Here is a 17,341-nt window from a genome sequence, read left to right on the forward strand (position 1 = left end):
ACAAGAAGTAGCTAAAGCGAACAAGGAGTGTAGTTGACACTAAACGACGAGCTCCTCGATCGTTCGCCATCTCCAGCAGGTGACGGAACATCAGTTCCCGAACCTGCTGGTCGCATTTTGCGGGGGCGGCGTCGGGGCTGGAAAAATGCTGCGGGAACATTACCATTTGTCGCGTATCTTGGGGTTTTCCTAGCAGTACCGGCAGTATCGGTGATTGCCACCGCATTTCAAGACGGTAAGGGCAACCTTACCCTCTCTAACTTCAACGAAGCAATCCATGGTGTATATCTAAAGAGCTTCATAGCGAGTATCCAACTCTCATTTGTCGCGGCACTAGTTGCTGTAGTGGTAGGCCTTCTGGCTGCTTTAGCGGTAAGTTCCACCTCCAACAAAATCGTGCGCTCCCTAGTCACCGCAGGCTCTGGCGTCTTTGCGAATACTGGAGGTGTCCCACTAGCATTTTCATTTGTTGCTACCGTTGGAAACTTTGGTATCGTAACCAAACTCCTACAGTCAGCTGGCTTTGACCTATATTCGCACGGCTTTTCGCTCTATTCGGTAACTGGCTTAGCCATCGTCTACCAATACTTTCTCATCCCTCTAATGATCCTCATTATGCTTCCGCCTATTCAAGCTCTTCGCAAAGAGTGGGTGGATGCTTCGGAATCTTTAGGCGCCTCACGCTCGCAGTTCTGGCGATGGATCGGCATTCCCCTATTGGCACCTCCGATCTTCGCAGCATTTATCGTCCTTTTCACTGATGCTTTTGCAGCATACGCAACCGCTCAAGCCCTGACTTCGGGAACGATTCCATTAGTTCCCATCCAATTGGGCGCACTCATCTCCGGAAACGTCCTAGCCGGACAGACCAACCTTGGGGATGCGCTTGGAGCTGGAATGATTCTCATCGTCGTAATCGCTGGTTTGATCTATGCGACAATTCAAAGGAGGACCTCTAAGTGGTTACGATAGCTCCAGATATCACATCCAAACCAGGATCAGCCAATAACTCCAGTGACGTGTTGCGTCTAGGAAGACCATTTAGATATATTGTTTTGACATTGGTTGGCCTTTTTTTCATCGTGCCAATCGTCTCATCGGCCAGATTCTCATTTCTGGGGAACCATAACAGCTTCACGATCTCGGCATATACTCAACTCTTTGGGACTGCACAATTCTGGAGCACACTTTTTCTGTCAGCAAAGGTGGGGGTTGGAACTGTCTTTCTCACCCTTTTACTTCTGATTCCCACTGTTGTTTGGGTCCATGTCCGTCTTCCAAAGCTGCGCCGTGTCTTTGAAGCTGCATCGCTGCTTCCACTCGTAGTTCCGTCTGTCGTGGTAACTTTGGGGGTCATTACCTCATTTAGGGGGCTTCCCAATATCATCTATGGCACACCGGTAATACTCTCGTTGGAATACGTCGTACTAGCACTGCCATTTAGCTATCGAGCTTTGGATTCTGCAGTACAATCTATCGATCTAAAGACCTTAGTGGAAGCTGGCCAATCATTGGGCTCTGGGTGGATCAAACTTTTACGATATGTTTTACTGCCAAATCTACGGGGTGGGATCATCGGGGCATCGATATTAACCTTTGCCTTCTGTTTGGGTGAATTTGCAGTCGCATCGCTCCTAAGCTTCACCACCTTTCCAGTCTTTTTGGTCCAGGTTGGACAATTGGCTGCAAGCCAAGCCGTAGCACTCTCTTTGCTAGCGCTGTTATTTACCTGGATACCGCTAGCCGTTATCACGATCGTCTTCTCACAGCGTCGCGCCAAACGGAGCACTCCAGTACTAGACGATCTCGAAATTTCATAATGGCAACAGCGCAGGTCATAATTCAAGCCAGCGCTGACAGATCTGAACCAAATTGCTAAGTAAAAGTAAAAGGAATTATCGTTGACAACGAAGACAAATACCCAAGGTGGACGATACGGTCGCTCAGGACTGCCGGTCGAATTCGATGGAATCGCCCGGAACTTCAAGGACGTGGCGGCCTTAAAATCCTTCAACCTGCATGCTGACCCAGGCGAATTAATCGTCCTTTTGGGCCCTTCCGGATGCGGAAAGACAACAGCACTTAGAGTCCTAGCAGGGCTCGAGATGCCAGATAGCGGACGCGTTACCATTGGCAACCACGACGTTACCTCTCTTCCTGCAGCCAAACGTAATATCGGAATGGTCTTTCAAAGCTACAGCCTCTTTCCAAATATGACAGCAAGAGAAAATGTAGAGTTCGGCCTTCGAGTGCGCGGCCAGAAGCAGAGCGACCGAACTGCTCGATCAAATGAGTTGCTTGAGCTAATCGGTCTCAAAGACCAGGCCGATCGTTACCCTCATCAGCTATCAGGTGGCCAGCAACAACGAGTTGCACTCGCCCGTGCACTTGCAATCAAACCTGAAGTACTTGTATTGGACGAACCGTTATCTGCTCTTGATGCGAAGGTACGGTCGTCTCTTCGAGATGAAATTCGAAGAATTCAACTCGAGTTAGGCATCACAACCTTCTTTGTCACTCACGATCAGGAGGAGGCACTTGCCATCGCTGATCGTATAGCAGTCATGCACCAGGGTCAACTAGAGCAACTCGATACCCCACTCGCGGTCTATACAAATCCTGCCACTGAATTTGTGGCTGAATTTGTCGGCACCGTCAACCGCCTCCCAGGGAAGATAATCAATTCCAACACGGTCGAGGTTGCTACGGTCGGGCCAATCAACTACGCCTATGACGGAGCCTTTCCATCTGGAAGTCAAGTTGAGGTCCTTGTACGGCCAGAGTCGATTGGTGTTCGAGATGGTGGCGATGATACATGCCGAGTTCTTGCCAAAAGCTTTCTTGGATCAACAATAAAGTTGACACTTTTAGATAAAAGTGACAGATTGATCATCGTTGCAATACCCACCTCTGAAGCTGCACTGGTGGCCAACTCTGAAACAGTCTCCCTTTACTCAAGAGGTGACGCCCTTTTGGTAAAAGATGGTGCCAGGTAGTTATAACAAATCCAACTCCCTAAGAGATCGACCAAACCAGCGATCATGGGTCGCGGTCGATCTCTCCTACTCGTAGCCTTAGATGACCCAAGCCAAGGCGACAGACAACTACCTATCGTTTTCCAACAGGCGAAGACAATAGGCCGTAGGCTATCTCACTTTGTGCATTAGATCCAGGGCGCATTAATTTAAAGTACATTTATTTAAACAGTGCGCATCACCGCGATCCTTAGCCAAATCACCCATAAGGCTAACCTTCAGCTCGTATGGGAACCAAGGAAACCAAAATGATCACGAAGAGCTTTTGCAACCCTGTCAAACGGCTAAGACTACCCTCTGGCATCTCAAATTGATAGCAGGAAAGATCTCGACATCAGCCGAGCGCTCATCAAGGCCATATTGCACCTTCGATCTCATATGTCAAGAAAGCTATTCCACAACATCATTTAATCGTCTATTCATCTAAATGTGGGTCTGATCGCACTCAATCGACAAGAAAACGAAATGAACTAGATTCGAACGGCGCTAAAGTATCTCGGTCAATCAATGGGTTTCCTTGATACCATGATCGCAGCACCATGCACCATCCACAGAAGCCATTCGGGTTAGCAATAACACTAGGGACTTCGATGAGTCCATGGGATAAGATTGTAAAGATGATTTGAGCTTCGACACTCTCTCAAACGACTACCCTTCGTCTAAAGTGACAAGGGGCCGCTGACTCTAAGATATGCAGACTCGCACTTACTAGTCGAACAAGTGACCAACCACAAAATATAGACTGCAACTTTACCAACTGGCAACTTTATCAACTGAGACGGCGTTTCGTTGGACCAGTTCATCAGGGAGCCAATTTACTTCTCTTGGATGCCGAGGTAATATTGTATAGTGGCAGTTGCATTATTGTTCGAGAGCAAAACAACCCAAGTTCTATCTGGAGTCGAATGAATGAATACTAACGAAATCCAAGTCATGTCGATGATGACACAATGATCGTTCTGATCGGCGGCCCAAACTACCGGGAATGTTCGCCAACAGAACGTCGCCAAGCTCGAAATGCAGTAGTCAAACACAGCCTCGGAGGTACGTCCAAAATCAATCAAGCAGCACTTGAGTGGGCGAAGTCCTCGGTGGTTATCAGTCTGTCGGGTGTCGCTATCATAGTGTTCTTTGGTCTATATTTGTTGGCTGTTCAAGGTAATACTCGTGGTGTGGAACTCCTCATTGTAGGAGTGATCAATCTGGCATTCACTGGTCTCTACCTTAGGAATCTGAAACTATTTCGTCGGCTCGTTGCACCTCAACAGTGATTCTTTGTCACAGCTTTATCGGCAACCATTTTCGGCTCTCCTAACATAGATGTGGATCAACCACCCGCCAAATGATCCCAATTTGACTGGGCGCCTCAAAGGCTCAGACCTCCGGTAGTTGAGCCGCAATCCCTGTTTTGAACAGGGATTTCTTTTATGTTAGGAATTGCATAAGTCGTTCAATAGTGCTATGATAAGGAGATGAGAAAACGCCGAGAACAAATCGAATTGCTTCCGGGTATGCCTGCGCCATTCAAGCTCACTAAGACGATGGTAAACGGCGAGATGGTGGTGAGCTGGGGGCCTCGGGCAGTTTTCGTCTACGATCCAGCGGACCTAGGAATGCGAAACTTGGCCATCGTGGCACTTACTTCGGCAGGAGCCTCGGGCTTAGAGGTGGCTGCTCTCTTTGAGTTGCGACCCGAATACATCTCGAGATTGCGGGGCAGAGCATCCAAGGGCGGTTCCGCCGCTTTGGTCCCACCTATGGGACGACCCCGGCTTCTCAGTGATGAGGCGATTGCTCAGGCCTATGCCATGGCGGATGCAAACCGTCCAGGGACCGAGATCGCCGCTGCAATTTCGGTCTCGACCGCCACTGTGAGCCGTCTTCTGGCACGGCGAGTTCGCCCTGAGTCCGAACAACTACGCCTCAGTGTCATTGATGGGGTTGAAAAGCCCGATCAAGCAAACATAGAAGCCGAATCCGCCATAGTAAAGCCCGATCTTGGAAACAGTAGCGACACCGACAATCTAGTAGTTACCCGCATCAGCGATGGGATCCGCCAAAGTGCCTATGCAGGGGCGATGCTTTTGCATGGCTTTTTTGATCGAGTGGGTGCCAGTGCTGTGTTCGGTGTGTTGCCATCAGGTAGCGCACGCCGCTACGACGTGAGCGCCACGTTGCTTGTTGCAACCTTTGGATTCGCACTTGGTGCATCGTCACTAGAGGGAACCAAGCACCTATTGGACACTGACGCCGGAGCACTGGTCGGCTTGGAACGCTTTCCTCATCTTCGAACCCTGCGCCCCCGGCTCGCTGGCCTTGCCGATGAGATTGATCCTCTTAGAGTACAAGTAGCTCTAGCCAAGGCAATGCTAGAGGCCGACGATAGCGCTCCGGAAGTGTTCTTTGTTGACGATCACTTCGTTGCCTATACCGGGTCTGCTCCACTGGCTAAAGGTTGGAATACCCGCCGACGACGCGGCGAGCCAGGTAGGAACGACACGTTAATCGTCGATGAGAATTGGCGGGCCATCTGTTTTTCATCTGGAGCACCGTCGTCGCTCTCCAAAACCATGTGGGGTCCTCTTGAACAGCTACGGGTCATCTGTGGGGACCGCCCGGTGATGGTCGGCTTTGACCGGGGTGGTGCCTACCCCAAGGTCTTTGCCGAGTTGAACAAGGCCGGCTTCGACTGGGTCACCTATCGCCGTGCCCCTCTTGAGGTACCTAGTGTTTTACCTAAACACTCATGGGTAACCATAGATGGATATCGACACTACATCCAAGTAGCATCAGAGACTCTTCATCTAGAAGATGTCGGAGCGCTCCGCCAGATCAGCATCTATGAGGATGGTCAGGTGGCATTGCAGATCCTCACCTCTGATTTGGTGAGCAGTGCTGCTCGCCTAGCACACACCCTGAGATCGCGGTGGCGCATCGAAAACAGCTTCAAGTACTTACAAGACCACCACAGCATTGGTTGGTTGTGTGACTATCGCATGGATCGCCGCCCTAATGTAGCCAAGGTAACCAATCCCATGCGCACTCAAGCCCATAACGCACTCAAGAGCGCTGAATTAGCTGTTGCAGAGCTTGAGAGATCTATTGGAAGAAACGCTACTACCCAAACTGTCGACATCAAAGAGAAAAACAACACTCTTGATAGTCTCTCGCGTCAACTCGAGGTGGCACGTGTGGTCTTCGAGGAAGCAAGAGTTGCACTCAAAGCTATCCCCGCCAAGATCCCCGCTACCGATATCGATCCCAACGCCACTAGAGCTTGGCCTGTCACCAATCGCCGGGCCTTACAGATGGTCTGTAGATTGCTCGCTTACAACGCAGAACTTGACTTGGCTCGAACGCTCAACAACTATCTCTGTGATCTAAATGAGTACCGGAGCATTACTCGTAACTTGCTTCATCAGCCCGGTGAGATCCGCTATAGCCCAAGAGCAATTACCGTTACCATTCGTCAGCCTGATGCTCCCCGCATCAATCGAGCCCTTAGTCTGCTCATAGAACAACTCAACGCTAACCCACCGCGCCTTAGCGGTGACAACCGACCAATTACTTATCAGATCGAGCCAAAATCTTGACATCGATGTACTTCGCTATTACCGGAGGTTTGAGGCTTGGTCGCTGGAGACAATCGGAAGCATTGAGGGTGAGAAATCTTCATGACGATAAAAAATAAAACCATAGATACTTCATTGACAATTTGCAAAAAAAAAATCGCAATAATTAGGTATCACTAAGCAGCCATCGCCGCGCCATGGAGTTGTAAGGTTGGTTAGTCTAAGCCCTCATAAGATCAGCCTCTCTAAATTGTCTCTCCCTACCCACGATTTAGTCAAATTGATTCTTCGTCACTGCGATGCTCAGGTGCACATATGTAAGCCATCAAACCATTGGTGATCAATCGAACCAACCAATTAGGACAGCCGATTTCAGCTGAGCCGATTTCAGCTGAGCCGATTTCAGCTGAGCCGATTTCAGCTGATCCTATCCGTCAGTAGGTGATTTCGGTTGCGATATCAATAGCGATGGTTATCCTCATTTGCCATTGCACAGCAGGTCAGCCAGTTCTTTCTCCAAAGAACCGCTCAAATCAGATAGACCAAGAGATCTAGCAGATTCCCTGAGGCTTGTCCTTTTGCTTTTGCATCGCTATTTCTTCATGATTACCGCTAGTAACCTTGGTGGCCTTGGCACCTTTAGGAACCAAGCTACGGTGGCGGTGATTAACTCGGGGTGCCGGTTTATGCCCCCTAATGAGGTGATCTATAACAGATTTAAGATCATCAATCAGATTTGATGCTAGATCCATCCCCAACCCCTCGCGCACAACGATACGCAAAACAGCGATCTCAGACGCATTAGGTGCAAGCGTATATGCAGGAACTATCCATCCTCGTTCGCGAAGTGAAGATGAAATGTCAAAGACACTATAACGAGAGGTATCGACCAAAGAGATACATACCACAGGTAGTGTCTCCTCCGCAGATAAGACTTTGAAGAGTCCAATCTCCTCTATTCTTTGAGTTATCCATCGAGCAGTTGAGTCCAAAGCAACCATGACCTGTGTGTATCCTCGACGCCCGAGTCGAAGGAAGTTGTAATACTGGGCAATAATCTGAGACGATCCTCGTGAAAAATTCAAATTGAAGGTGGGGTGATCGCCCCCAAGATAGTTGACATGAAAGATTAGGTCATCGGGTAGATACTGCCGGTCGCGCCAGACTACCCAACCGACACCTGGATAGACGAGACCATATTTATGGCCCGAGGTATTGATTGAATGGACCCTTGGGAGCCGAAAGTCCCACTTCAAGTTGGGAGTTAAAAAAGGAGCCACAAACCCTCCAGATGCAGCATCAACGTGAATCGGTACATCAATTCCGTTTGTGGCTTGTAGGTCATCGAGCGCATTAGCGAGCTCTTCGATAGGTTCGTACTCACCGGTATAGGTTGACCCCAAAATGCCAACGACTCCAATTGTATCTTCATCGACTAAGTCAATAGCCTCCTTCACCCCTATGACGTATCGATCCGATGCCATTGGAACATATCGCGGAGTCACATCAAAATAACGTGCGAACTTCTCCCAGCAGACTTGGACGTTTGCCCCCATCACGATATTTGGCACTCGATGGCTAGTCACGCCCGCACCTTCTCCAAGGCTATTTCGCCATCTCCATTTAAGGGCAAGGCCAGCTAGGTGGATCGCTTCAGAAGATCCAACGGTAGCAGTGCCCAGAGCTTGGCCGCTATTTGGTGCATTGAAGAGATCCGCGATCATATTCACGCATCGATCAGCAATCGCAATAGTTTGAGGGTACTCATCCGCATCGACAAAGTTTTTGCCCAAGCTCTGAGCCATCAGTTCTTCGGCCTCTGGCTCCATCCAAGTAGTCACAAAGGTAGCTAAATTCAACGATTGATTGCCATCCAAATTCAACTCATCTTTGATCAATTGGGCAATCAAACGTGGAGAACTCGAAGAATCTGGCATCCTAAAGCGAGGAATTGGCTCACCCACCTCCCGAGATCCATAGATTGGGGCCAAGTATTGGTTAGCATCCGAGCCACCATCATCTTCAGAGGGATCGATCTTATTTGTCAGCATTAGCTCAGTGCTCCTTAGTCCATCCAATTAGTGCAGCCGACTTAGTCTTTGTTGTCTTCAACTTAAAAATCAAAGCAGTTCACTCAAGAAGGCCGCTTTAAAAAGCCCGCTTCCGATACGTTCTTGGCTCAAACTTAGCACGATTAATCAAAGCGAGTTTGACTCATGGTCGACATTATGGTTCTGAATCGATTAGGTGGCACTGCCACTAGAGGCGAGAACCGACGCCAAAATTGCTCATACCACTTCAAAAATACAGCGTATCAAGAGATCGAATTAGCTCCTTGGGTTATCGCCGCCACGAAGATTGCTATTAACCACCGACAAATCATCAATCAACCTAGGGAACACCCATTGTTGTGGTTGCGCGGGGGTTGTGGTCACCCGGGGGGGGTTGACAAGGGAAAACCCAATAAAAACAAAAATCTCAAACAAAGCGTTTCAGATGCCTCTTTAAAGGCAAACTCTGCAATGTCAAGCCTGGAATGTCAAGCCTCGCAACAACCTGGCTATCAAGGTGACGAGGTTTCGAAATAACCTCAGCTGGAAACGAGATTGACAGGCCAAAAGGCGAAGGCGCCGGAATCGTCGAAATCCAGAAATTGAATCGCTGGGAGTAGATCCCGAAAAGGGGCTCGTCCCAATGACCCTATCTAAGATTCGCCTTAGCGGGCTGCCGATTAAAGTAACGCACGCCCTCGATTACTGGAGCGATGAAAACGGCTAAGCGGTACCGTCCATCTTGGTTTCGATCACACCTGCATTCGATGTCTTCGTTATCAATTCTTTAAAGTAGAAAGCACATTTCGATCTGATTTTTGCTCGCTGTCTCAGGTCGAGACCAGCCGATAAAGCCACCAGTCTGGCCAATCGTAGCGGTTTTGCAAACTAGTTTTCTCAGGAGCATTCAAATGGGGACGGAAGAAGGCCCTAAGCTAAGTCAAGGCAAGTACGCTTTCCATCGGCCGCATCGACATTGCTACAGTGACAGGGAAATACCTATTGCGGCCAAGCAGATCCTCCCGCACCTCGGATCTGCGCCTCGTAAGTCATAACGCTCCCGACTGAATTACTAGAATTTATTAAGCTACATTGTGCTTCCACCTGCAGTTGTCCTTTTCTAACTCTATGATTGTTTAAAATCCTGCTAAAGAGATCCTGGGCATCGATCTGTTAGTCGGGAAATTGAGCTGGGCAACGGGTGTCCAAAGATCGACATCTACCTCCAGTGCCTCAATGCTTACAATTATCGAGTATCTATCGCCATTATCGCTCCGATCAAAAGCTGGGCGATTCGCTCACCATCTAGCAACCAGATAAATTGCGACCGCCTCTTTGCTGGCAAGGTTTGATGCGGATCCATCCCAGATATCGGTGTGGAAGGGCCCACGGATTGCTGCCGGTTCGCTCCGAAGAACCAGTTCTCGGATTGACTAATGGTTGTAGGTCGGGTCTCTTCTTTGGTGCGCACCTCTTTATTGATACGTTTTCGCAAGTCGTCGATGCTCTCGATCGGGCGCTTTAGGGCAAATGAAAGCCCATCTGAGGGATATATTTATCTGTCTGCCCGACTACTGGCGGACAGGTTTGGTTCGATGAAATATGAAAGCGTGACGCGCGCCAGCCTGTGTTTTCCCAAGCATTTCGAGATCAATAGGGGTGGGATTCTGTGAGTAATGTTTCAGCTCGTAAAGTGCGACGGATATCCTCATTAACAAAACTAGATGAAGGTCATCCGTTGGACTCTGTTCGAATTCGGGGATGTGGCGGAGATAAAAGTCACGGGCCTCGTCGGATTGCGCATGAATCAGAAGCCCGCGGCAGCCGATCTTGTCAGACAGGTCGAGGAGTCGCAGAACTACGTCTCGCACAAGAGCGGATCCAAGCCTAGCTTCTCGTGTCTAAGGTCAACTCCAAGACGCGCTAGAAGGGCAATTGGCTCAGGATAATGTCTTCATCCTGCTGAACTCTTGTGGGTGCAACGTCAAAACGAATCTGTGCCATGCACCACGCATAGTAGGCTACAACCGAGTTACTGGAGCGCTGTGGGACCACAAAGACTCGCGTTGAGCCGCTAGAGGTAGCTTGAAGGGCGTGCCGATATAGCCAGTCAGTTTATTCCGATGAACGACAATGGTACTGGCTTAGATCATGACCGAGGAAGAGGAGGTCTGGTGGTGCATACCTCGGGCTCACTCGACGAAGGAAGATGGGCGCTGTGGGACCTGGCAAAGACCTAGAAGATCCCTTGTGGGTCCAGCATTGATTCTGTTCCACTCTTCAAGTACTTCTCCGTCAAGGACGAAACTGTCCCGATCAGCTAGTACGCGTTGGGCAGCCTCACATGCCTGTGAAATAACAAAATTTACAAGATCGCTCGAGCATTCTTGAACCGCACGGTCGATTAGTCGCCTCTCATCTGGAGTAGTCCGAAGGTCCATCCTCATGCTAGGACGTCGAGATGTTGTGGACACTCTAAATCTCCTCTCTGTGCGTCCTTTGTGCTACCATTCGCTAAGCGCAAAGGCGATTACAGCTTGAAAAGTGGCATTTTACGAAGCTCCTGAACTCACCACACTGGGAAGAAAATATGGTGGATGGATTAAATCACTGATGCCATCAACCACGAATCCCATCAACCCCACGTCATTGACGAATACTTATACCCACTTTTCACCCAACAGTTGCGTCCTAGAACGTCCCGTCCAGTCCGAGTCTGTCTCGCAGCTCTTTCCATAACCCTCCAATGAACTACGAAAATGGGACAGCTTCGGCCGCTATGACTAAGGCCTCGGATAACTTCGTGCTGGCTCGTGCTCCCATGATCGAGGTACATGAAATTCGGGTCGGGATCATCAATTACGAGGCCGAATGCAAGTACATCAATGGTTGCAGACCACTAGGTAGGGTTGCCCGCTTCGAAGGCCGCTCGGTCAGTATCTAGATCGTCGGGGAGTTGCGGCCAACTTCCGGCAACAGCCATCAAATAGAGACGTGCATGCCCTGCCGCTTCGATCTCAATATGGTCCACTGCTCGAACCGTGATCGCCCATAGAGATCCTTTTCGCTGTCACCTACATCTGAGAGCAACTTTACAGACTATAAACCATGGTAAAGAGCCACCGTTTGATTAGTCATGAGTACCTCGTGTAAATTCCCCTATAGACAAGCACACACCACTTTGTTTGTTATCAAACACAACCGGGCGCTTGATTATTGTCTTTTTGTAGATGCCAACTCACTTGACGCCTAGGGAGCACGAGATGCCACTACGAGACGAGCCATTCCTGTGACCTCGAAGCTCGAGCACTTATGCTTGCGTTAGCGCAAATCTCTCTTGCTTGGCGGATTCTCATGCGTGGTAAGTCTATCGTTCTTCAACAAGGAAGGCTAGACTTTCTCTAGCTCAACTACTTGGCGCGTCAACCTGGTTAGCTCAACTGGTTCCAGAGCGGTCAGAGGTTTTTCGCTTGTGGATTTACTAGCTTGGATGCGGCAACGTTTCTCGCGGGCCCATCTTCTTAGCAAATCTTCTCTAAGGAAGAGCTCTACAGCAACCTCTATTTCGCTGTTACCACAATCAATTACCCTATGGGCCGCTTTTGAACTCCAAGGTGAAGTTCCCCTTATTGATTGCCAACTTGACGCCTAACATTGCAACATCGTATGGGCAATTGGTAGGTGTCAAGTTGAATCCGCCCAGATATCAAAGAAGAACTCTATTCCATAACAACGCTAGTCATTACTCCAGGTGCGATTGCCTCCTGCTTAGGTCGCCGAACGGAAAACAATGCAATAATACCGGCCAAAACAGCCATTACTGCCCCAGCCTTAAAGCCTGATGTCCAACCTGAAACCTCGATCAGGATCTTGGCATTATGGCCAGTAAAATGGGAGGCAACAAGCTGAGCAGCTTTGTTCGTAGCACTAGCCGCTGACACAGTCGCTAAGACTGAAATTCCGAGGCTTCCTCCAACTTGCTGAGCGACACTCACCATAACCGAACTGAGTCCAGCCTCTTTAGGAGTAACTCCTGTCATAGATGTAGGAAATACCGCTGAAAATGTAGCACCAAGGCCTGTGGCATTCAACAACAAGATAGGAAGAACATGTGTTGTATAAGATGCTCCGGGACCAAGGCGGGAGAACAGGAACAATGCCAATCCAACTGCCATGGGACCATAGACCAAAAGCGGGAGCGGCCCGATCTTACGCATCGCTCTAGCTCCATTCTTGGCAATCAACATAACTGTAGCGGTCATAGGAAGGAAGGCAAAACCTGCCTTTAGAGGCGAGTAGCCAAGTACATCCTGGAGGAATTGGGTAAGAAAGAACCAGAGTGAAAATAGCGCTGCAGCCACTAGAAACATGACAGCGTAAGCACCGCTTCGGTTACGGTTTGAAAAGATCGAAAGATTCAAGAGCGGCTGCTTGGCTGATCGCTCGCGAAGGTAAAAAGAGATGAGTCCAACGACTCCGATACCAAAAGCCCCAATACTAATTGGCGAGGTCCAACCTGAGGCTGCCGAATGGATAAAACCATAGACGATTCCTGAAACACCCAGGATAGATGCGATTGCTCCTATAAAGTCGGCTGGAACGTGTTGCTTTTCAGACTCGCGCAAAACCCGAGGCGCTAAAATAGCCAAGGTTATAGCTATAGGGGTATTGACAAAGAAGACCCACCTCCAGCTAAGATATTGCGTTAGCAATGCTCCAGCTATCAATCCAATTGAGGCCCCTGCCGCAGAGACAGCGGCAAAGATCGCTAGCGCCTCTGTTCGTTCCTTGAGATCCTCAAAGTTCGAAGCAATTAGAGCAAGCGCAGTCGGAGAGGCAATAGCCCCGCCAATTCCTTGAAGAGCTCGAGCCGCAATCAAAAGCGCACCACTAGTTGCAAAGCCACCAGCAAAACTAGCGCCAGCAAAGAGTAAGACCCCGATCATGAACATCTTGCGTCTTCCAAAGATATCGCCAGATCTACCACCCAATAGAAGCAGTCCGCCAAAGACAAGCGTATAGGCGTCTACTACCCAGGTAAGAGAGGTGGGCGAAAAGGAAAACGCTTTGCCGATAGAGGGCAGTGCAACATTTACGATGGTTATGTCGAGAACAATCATCAACTGAGCACTAGCGATAAGTGCAATGGCCAACGGTCCTGGCGCTTTATGTGGCCCTCTAATCTTCTCCGGCATTATGTTTACTCCAAATCACAAATCACAAAAAACTTCTAACTGATATACTATAAGGAACGCAAGCGTTTCTTATTCCCAAACGAGATAAAAATATGAATACCCAAAACTCCGTTACCAAGACCCGGCGCCGGGGCTGTGAACTAGAGGAAGCTATCTTTGGGGCAGCCAGAGAAGAACTCTGTTCAAAGGGGCTCTTAGCCTTCTCAATTGAGCGTGTTGCTGAACTGTCCTGCACTTCAAAAGCCTCTATCTACCGGCGTTGGCCCAATAAGACCGAACTTGTAATCGCTGCAGTTGAACCTCTTCTTCCTCGAATTAAAGTTCCTGATCAATCCAGTGATCTCACCAACGACCTAATATCAGCCGCGAGGAGCGTAGTTGAAGGATTCAATGCTCCTAGTGGAAAGATCGCTCTAGCGCTCATCTTGGAATCACGTAGAAAAGATGAACTAAGGGAGCTGGTTGACAAGAGAATCGCGGAACCGAGGCGGATGATCTTTCGAAATATTATGGAACAACACCAAAGTCAACTCGCCCTCGACAAGCAAGAGCTAAACCGAGTGGGCGATCTAATACCGTCCCTTATAATCCATGCGGCGCTTGCCAATGGCCTTCCTATCAACGAAGATCTTCCAGAGGAGATCGTCATAAATTTGGTAACACCGCTGATTCATGGAATCCAATCGCTAAAGGCGAAACAACCCAATTAAAGGCCTACGGGGCGGATCCAACCCGGTATCGAAAATTAATCAATTCTATAACAACCCGACTTCGTCAACCATATTGCTAGCCATATTGCCAACCTTGTCTTTAGGGTATAAAAACTCCCTCGAGTATCCATTTTCTGGGCATTAAAACCGAAAGAAAGTTGATAAAGAAAAAAGTTGCACTAGAGAATGAGATTGCTATAAAAGGGAATTAGTTGATTTCAAATCGATCAAACTAAGAGATTTGAGACTCTCTAAGGTGAAAAAATAGACTAAATGACAAAACTTCTCAGGTTATCCAAGACTAGCCTCATGCACCATTTATTACCCTGGGTACTATTTGATCTTCTTTCACCTCCTCGCCATCGCGCCAAACGTGATAAGCGTAGCGATCTACAACTTCAGTTATGGCCTCTTCAAATAAGGTACCAACGTAGACCAAACCCACACCGTCGTCACTGGCATACCCTTCGGGCAAAGCCCCACTTCGAATAGCCTCCTGAAAAAGCGGTCGCCGCTGGGCCTCAGAATTGTAGTGGACTCCATTCGAGTAAGGGATAAAACCAAGGCCGTTATCAACAACCCTCAAATCGGGACCAAATGAATCAGTCGTGCCGCCTATATGCCAACATATCGACCCAGCCGAGACCCCTCCTAAAACGGTTCCTCCTAGCCAAAGCCTATGCATAATCTCATCAAGTCCATGGAGCTTCCAGATAGCAAGGAGGTTGGCAACGCTCCCGCCACCGACCCAAATAACATCATGCTCGCCAAGAAAAGACTCAATATCATCCACATTCGGCATTGGAAAGAGATTCAGGTGTGATGTAGTAAATCCGCTATCTCTACCAGCTTGATCCAAAGATGCTTGGAAATATCTTTGATCACCAGATGCCGTTGAGATGTGGCAGATTGATGGTCTTCTTCCCCTAACGCCTGATCGCTCAATGGCGTGATAGATAAGTGGACCATAGGCTATTGGGTTTCGTCTACCCTGAAAAAATCCACCGGAGGTCGCAATCACAGTAGGAACGTTATTTGTCATAGGAGCAAATATACATCGTCATCGGCGCTTATGAATTGCCTTCTCATCTCCAACCTTTAATCCTTAAAAAATTGCAACTTGATCAAGTCTCAATCATCTCCAATTGATCCTTGATAACCAATTAGACCCAAATAGAAATCAGCATGATTATCAGTCAAGGAAGAAGAATGAGCAATCAACGATGGAAAATACGAGACAGCGACCTATTCGGGGAAAATTGGTGAATCGATTCAAAAATGGCCATCTCCACCTATACAGCCTGCGCTAGATTTGACTCAGTTATAGGCCATATAGATCTCGAGGAAATTAGCGATGACACAATATCAATTGGAGACAATTCTAGAAAATGGCACCTTCTTTGAATCACCACGGTGGCACGACGGCTCGTGGTGGCTATCGGACTTCTACAGCCATAGGGTGATCCGTCTCGATTCAAACAATGCTCCTGAAGTAATGCTTGAAGTACCTGGTCAACCATCAGGAATTGGATGGCTGCCTGATGGTTCGATGCTCGTCGTCTCGATGAAGGACCACCTCCTCCTTCGATCAACAGCAAAAGGAACTTCCAGCGTGCATGCTGACCTTTCACAATACAGCGGCGGTCCCTCCAATGACATGGCGATAGATGCTAAAGGACACGCTTATGTCGGTAACTTTGGATTTGACTTTATGAATGGTGCTGATCCCAAATCCACCTCAATAGTGATGGTCGATATGGATGGCACAAGCCAAGTTGTAGCATCTGAGATGTACTTCCCGAATGGCTCTGTTATCACCCCAGACGGAAAGACCCTAATAGTAGGCGAAACCATGGGTTGTCGCTATAGCGCCTTCGACATCGAAGACGATGGTACGCTCTCAAATCGCCGCACCTGGGCCGAACTTGCTCCCCTACCAACGCTCGGAACCTTTGGAGAGACAATAGGACAAGTGACCATAGCACCTGATGGATGCTCATTGGATGCACAAGGACAGATCTGGGCGGCTGACGCACTTGCCAATCGAGTAATTAGGATCGCCCCAGGCGGCCAGATTACAGACGAGATCCCTGCACCCTCTGGGATGGGCTTCTTCGCATGCATGCTTGGCGGCGAGGACGGAAAGACGCTCCTTTTGTGCAGTGCTCCGGACTCCTTTGAACACCTGCGCAAGAACAAGACTGAAGCAGTAATTATGACGACCAGAGTCGAGGTGCCCCACGCCGGTCGTCCTTAGGTAGCACATAGACCGCCACCTCTAATAAAAATAGCACCCTGGATTTTCAAATTGTGAACCATGCCACTTTGGAGTGATTGCGACCTAATCAATTTACGAGACGTCCACGATAGCTAGCGAAAGACTCCTTGAAATTAAAATCAGCAGGGCTGCATCTAGATAGATGATCACCCTAGATGCAGCCCTGTTGATTTACAAATTAATCCAATATTATGCCTTACTGCAAACCAGACGACCAATGCCATGGTAGCTGAGAGATAGAGATAAAAGTCCATATATCCAGGAGCAAAGGAGATGGAGACCCAACTTCTTGGAATTGTTCAAACACCTAAGTGATTCATCCAAAACCTCTCAGTTAAAGTCGGTGCTTAAATAACTATCGACCTGCGAATTGGACCTTCTAAGTCGATTATAAAGGTTTCAGATACGAAGTAGATGATGCATGAATATCCAAATTCAGATTAGAACGTACCTCGCAATAAGCGTGAGACCTATCGTCTAGCTCTTCTAGTAGCAGTTGA

14 protein-coding genes are annotated in these 17,341 nt (G+C 48.6%); 8 read left to right on the top strand and 6 right to left on the bottom strand.

The features are described 5' to 3' along the window. Positions 1-33 precede the first annotated feature (33 nt). The 5 genes from ACIDITHRIX25_RS92030 to ACIDITHRIX25_RS92050 all read left to right on the top strand — a co-directional run bounded on the left by ACIDITHRIX25_RS92030 (position 34) and on the right by ACIDITHRIX25_RS92050 (position 6,628). A complete protein-coding gene (locus tag ACIDITHRIX25_RS92030; RefSeq protein WP_201732807.1) occupies positions 34-972 on the top strand; it encodes an ABC transporter permease in 939 nt (312 codons plus the stop codon). Further along, positions 960-1,820, top strand: coding sequence for an ABC transporter permease (locus ACIDITHRIX25_RS92035; protein ID WP_052604205.1), 861 nt, complete (start codon positions 960-962; stop codon positions 1,818-1,820). The genes ACIDITHRIX25_RS92030 and ACIDITHRIX25_RS92035 overlap by 13 nt, the downstream gene beginning before the upstream one ends. Positions 1,821-1,901: 81 nt before the next feature. After that, positions 1,902-2,996 carry an ABC transporter ATP-binding protein gene (locus tag ACIDITHRIX25_RS92040; RefSeq protein ID WP_201732808.1) on the top strand — a complete coding sequence of 365 codons (1,095 nt, stop codon included), beginning with the start codon at positions 1,902-1,904 and terminating at the stop codon, positions 2,994-2,996. A gap of 989 nt (positions 2,997-3,985) precedes the next feature. Further along, a complete protein-coding gene (locus tag ACIDITHRIX25_RS92045; RefSeq protein ID WP_201732809.1) occupies positions 3,986-4,306 on the top strand; it encodes a hypothetical protein in 321 nt (106 codons plus the stop codon). Positions 4,307-4,507: 201 nt separating this feature from the next. Beyond that, a complete protein-coding gene (locus ACIDITHRIX25_RS92050; protein WP_201732810.1) occupies positions 4,508-6,628 on the top strand; it encodes a putative transposase in 2,121 nt (706 codons plus the stop codon). Between the two features lie 530 nt (positions 6,629-7,158). On the opposite strand, the gene gad is transcribed toward ACIDITHRIX25_RS92050, so the two are convergent. After that, positions 7,159-8,658 (bottom strand): glutamate decarboxylase, encoded by a 1,500-nt coding sequence (gene gad / locus ACIDITHRIX25_RS92055; RefSeq protein WP_201732811.1) that lies wholly within the window; start codon positions 8,656-8,658, stop codon positions 7,159-7,161. 1,246 nt (positions 8,659-9,904) lie between these two features. Continuing rightward, a complete protein-coding gene (locus ACIDITHRIX25_RS92060) occupies positions 9,905-10,129 on the bottom strand; it encodes a hypothetical protein (RefSeq protein ID WP_201732812.1) in 225 nt (74 codons plus the stop codon). 253 nt (positions 10,130-10,382) lie between these two features. Here ACIDITHRIX25_RS92060 and ACIDITHRIX25_RS92065 point away from each other — a divergent pair, with 253 nt between their 5' ends. Further along, positions 10,383-10,607, top strand: a complete 225-nt coding sequence (locus tag ACIDITHRIX25_RS92065) for a hypothetical protein (RefSeq protein WP_213333417.1) — start codon at positions 10,383-10,385, stop codon at positions 10,605-10,607. A gap of 243 nt (positions 10,608-10,850) precedes the next feature. Here the strand turns inward: ACIDITHRIX25_RS92065 and ACIDITHRIX25_RS92070 are convergent, their stop codons facing one another. From ACIDITHRIX25_RS92070 to ACIDITHRIX25_RS92080, 3 genes are all read right to left on the bottom strand, one after another. Further along, on the bottom strand, positions 10,851-11,132 hold the full coding sequence (locus ACIDITHRIX25_RS92070) for a type II toxin-antitoxin system TacA family antitoxin (protein ID WP_201732814.1): 282 nt from the start codon (positions 11,130-11,132) through the stop codon (positions 10,851-10,853). 425 nt (positions 11,133-11,557) lie between these two features. Next, positions 11,558-11,689: a hypothetical protein gene (locus tag ACIDITHRIX25_RS92075; RefSeq protein ID WP_283770401.1), complete on the bottom strand. Its 132-nt coding sequence runs from the start codon at positions 11,687-11,689 to the stop codon at positions 11,558-11,560. 688 nt (positions 11,690-12,377) lie between these two features. After that, positions 12,378-13,853, bottom strand: a complete 1,476-nt coding sequence (locus ACIDITHRIX25_RS92080) for an MFS transporter (protein WP_201732815.1) — start codon at positions 13,851-13,853, stop codon at positions 12,378-12,380. Positions 13,854-13,945: 92 nt separating this feature from the next. Here ACIDITHRIX25_RS92080 and ACIDITHRIX25_RS92085 point away from each other — a divergent pair, with 92 nt between their 5' ends. Further along, positions 13,946-14,563, top strand: coding sequence for a TetR/AcrR family transcriptional regulator (locus ACIDITHRIX25_RS92085; protein ID WP_201732816.1), 618 nt, complete (start codon positions 13,946-13,948; stop codon positions 14,561-14,563). 307 nt (positions 14,564-14,870) lie between these two features. On the opposite strand, the gene ACIDITHRIX25_RS92090 is transcribed toward ACIDITHRIX25_RS92085, so the two are convergent. Next, positions 14,871-15,605: a Type 1 glutamine amidotransferase-like domain-containing protein gene (locus ACIDITHRIX25_RS92090; protein WP_201732817.1), complete on the bottom strand. Its 735-nt coding sequence runs from the start codon at positions 15,603-15,605 to the stop codon at positions 14,871-14,873. 312 nt (positions 15,606-15,917) lie between these two features. Here ACIDITHRIX25_RS92090 and ACIDITHRIX25_RS92095 point away from each other — a divergent pair, with 312 nt between their 5' ends. After that, positions 15,918-16,820: an SMP-30/gluconolactonase/LRE family protein gene (locus ACIDITHRIX25_RS92095; protein WP_052604124.1), complete on the top strand. Its 903-nt coding sequence runs from the start codon at positions 15,918-15,920 to the stop codon at positions 16,818-16,820. Positions 16,821-17,341: the final 521 nt, after the last annotated feature.

The sequence above is a fragment of the Acidithrix sp. C25 genome (assembly GCF_904848545.2).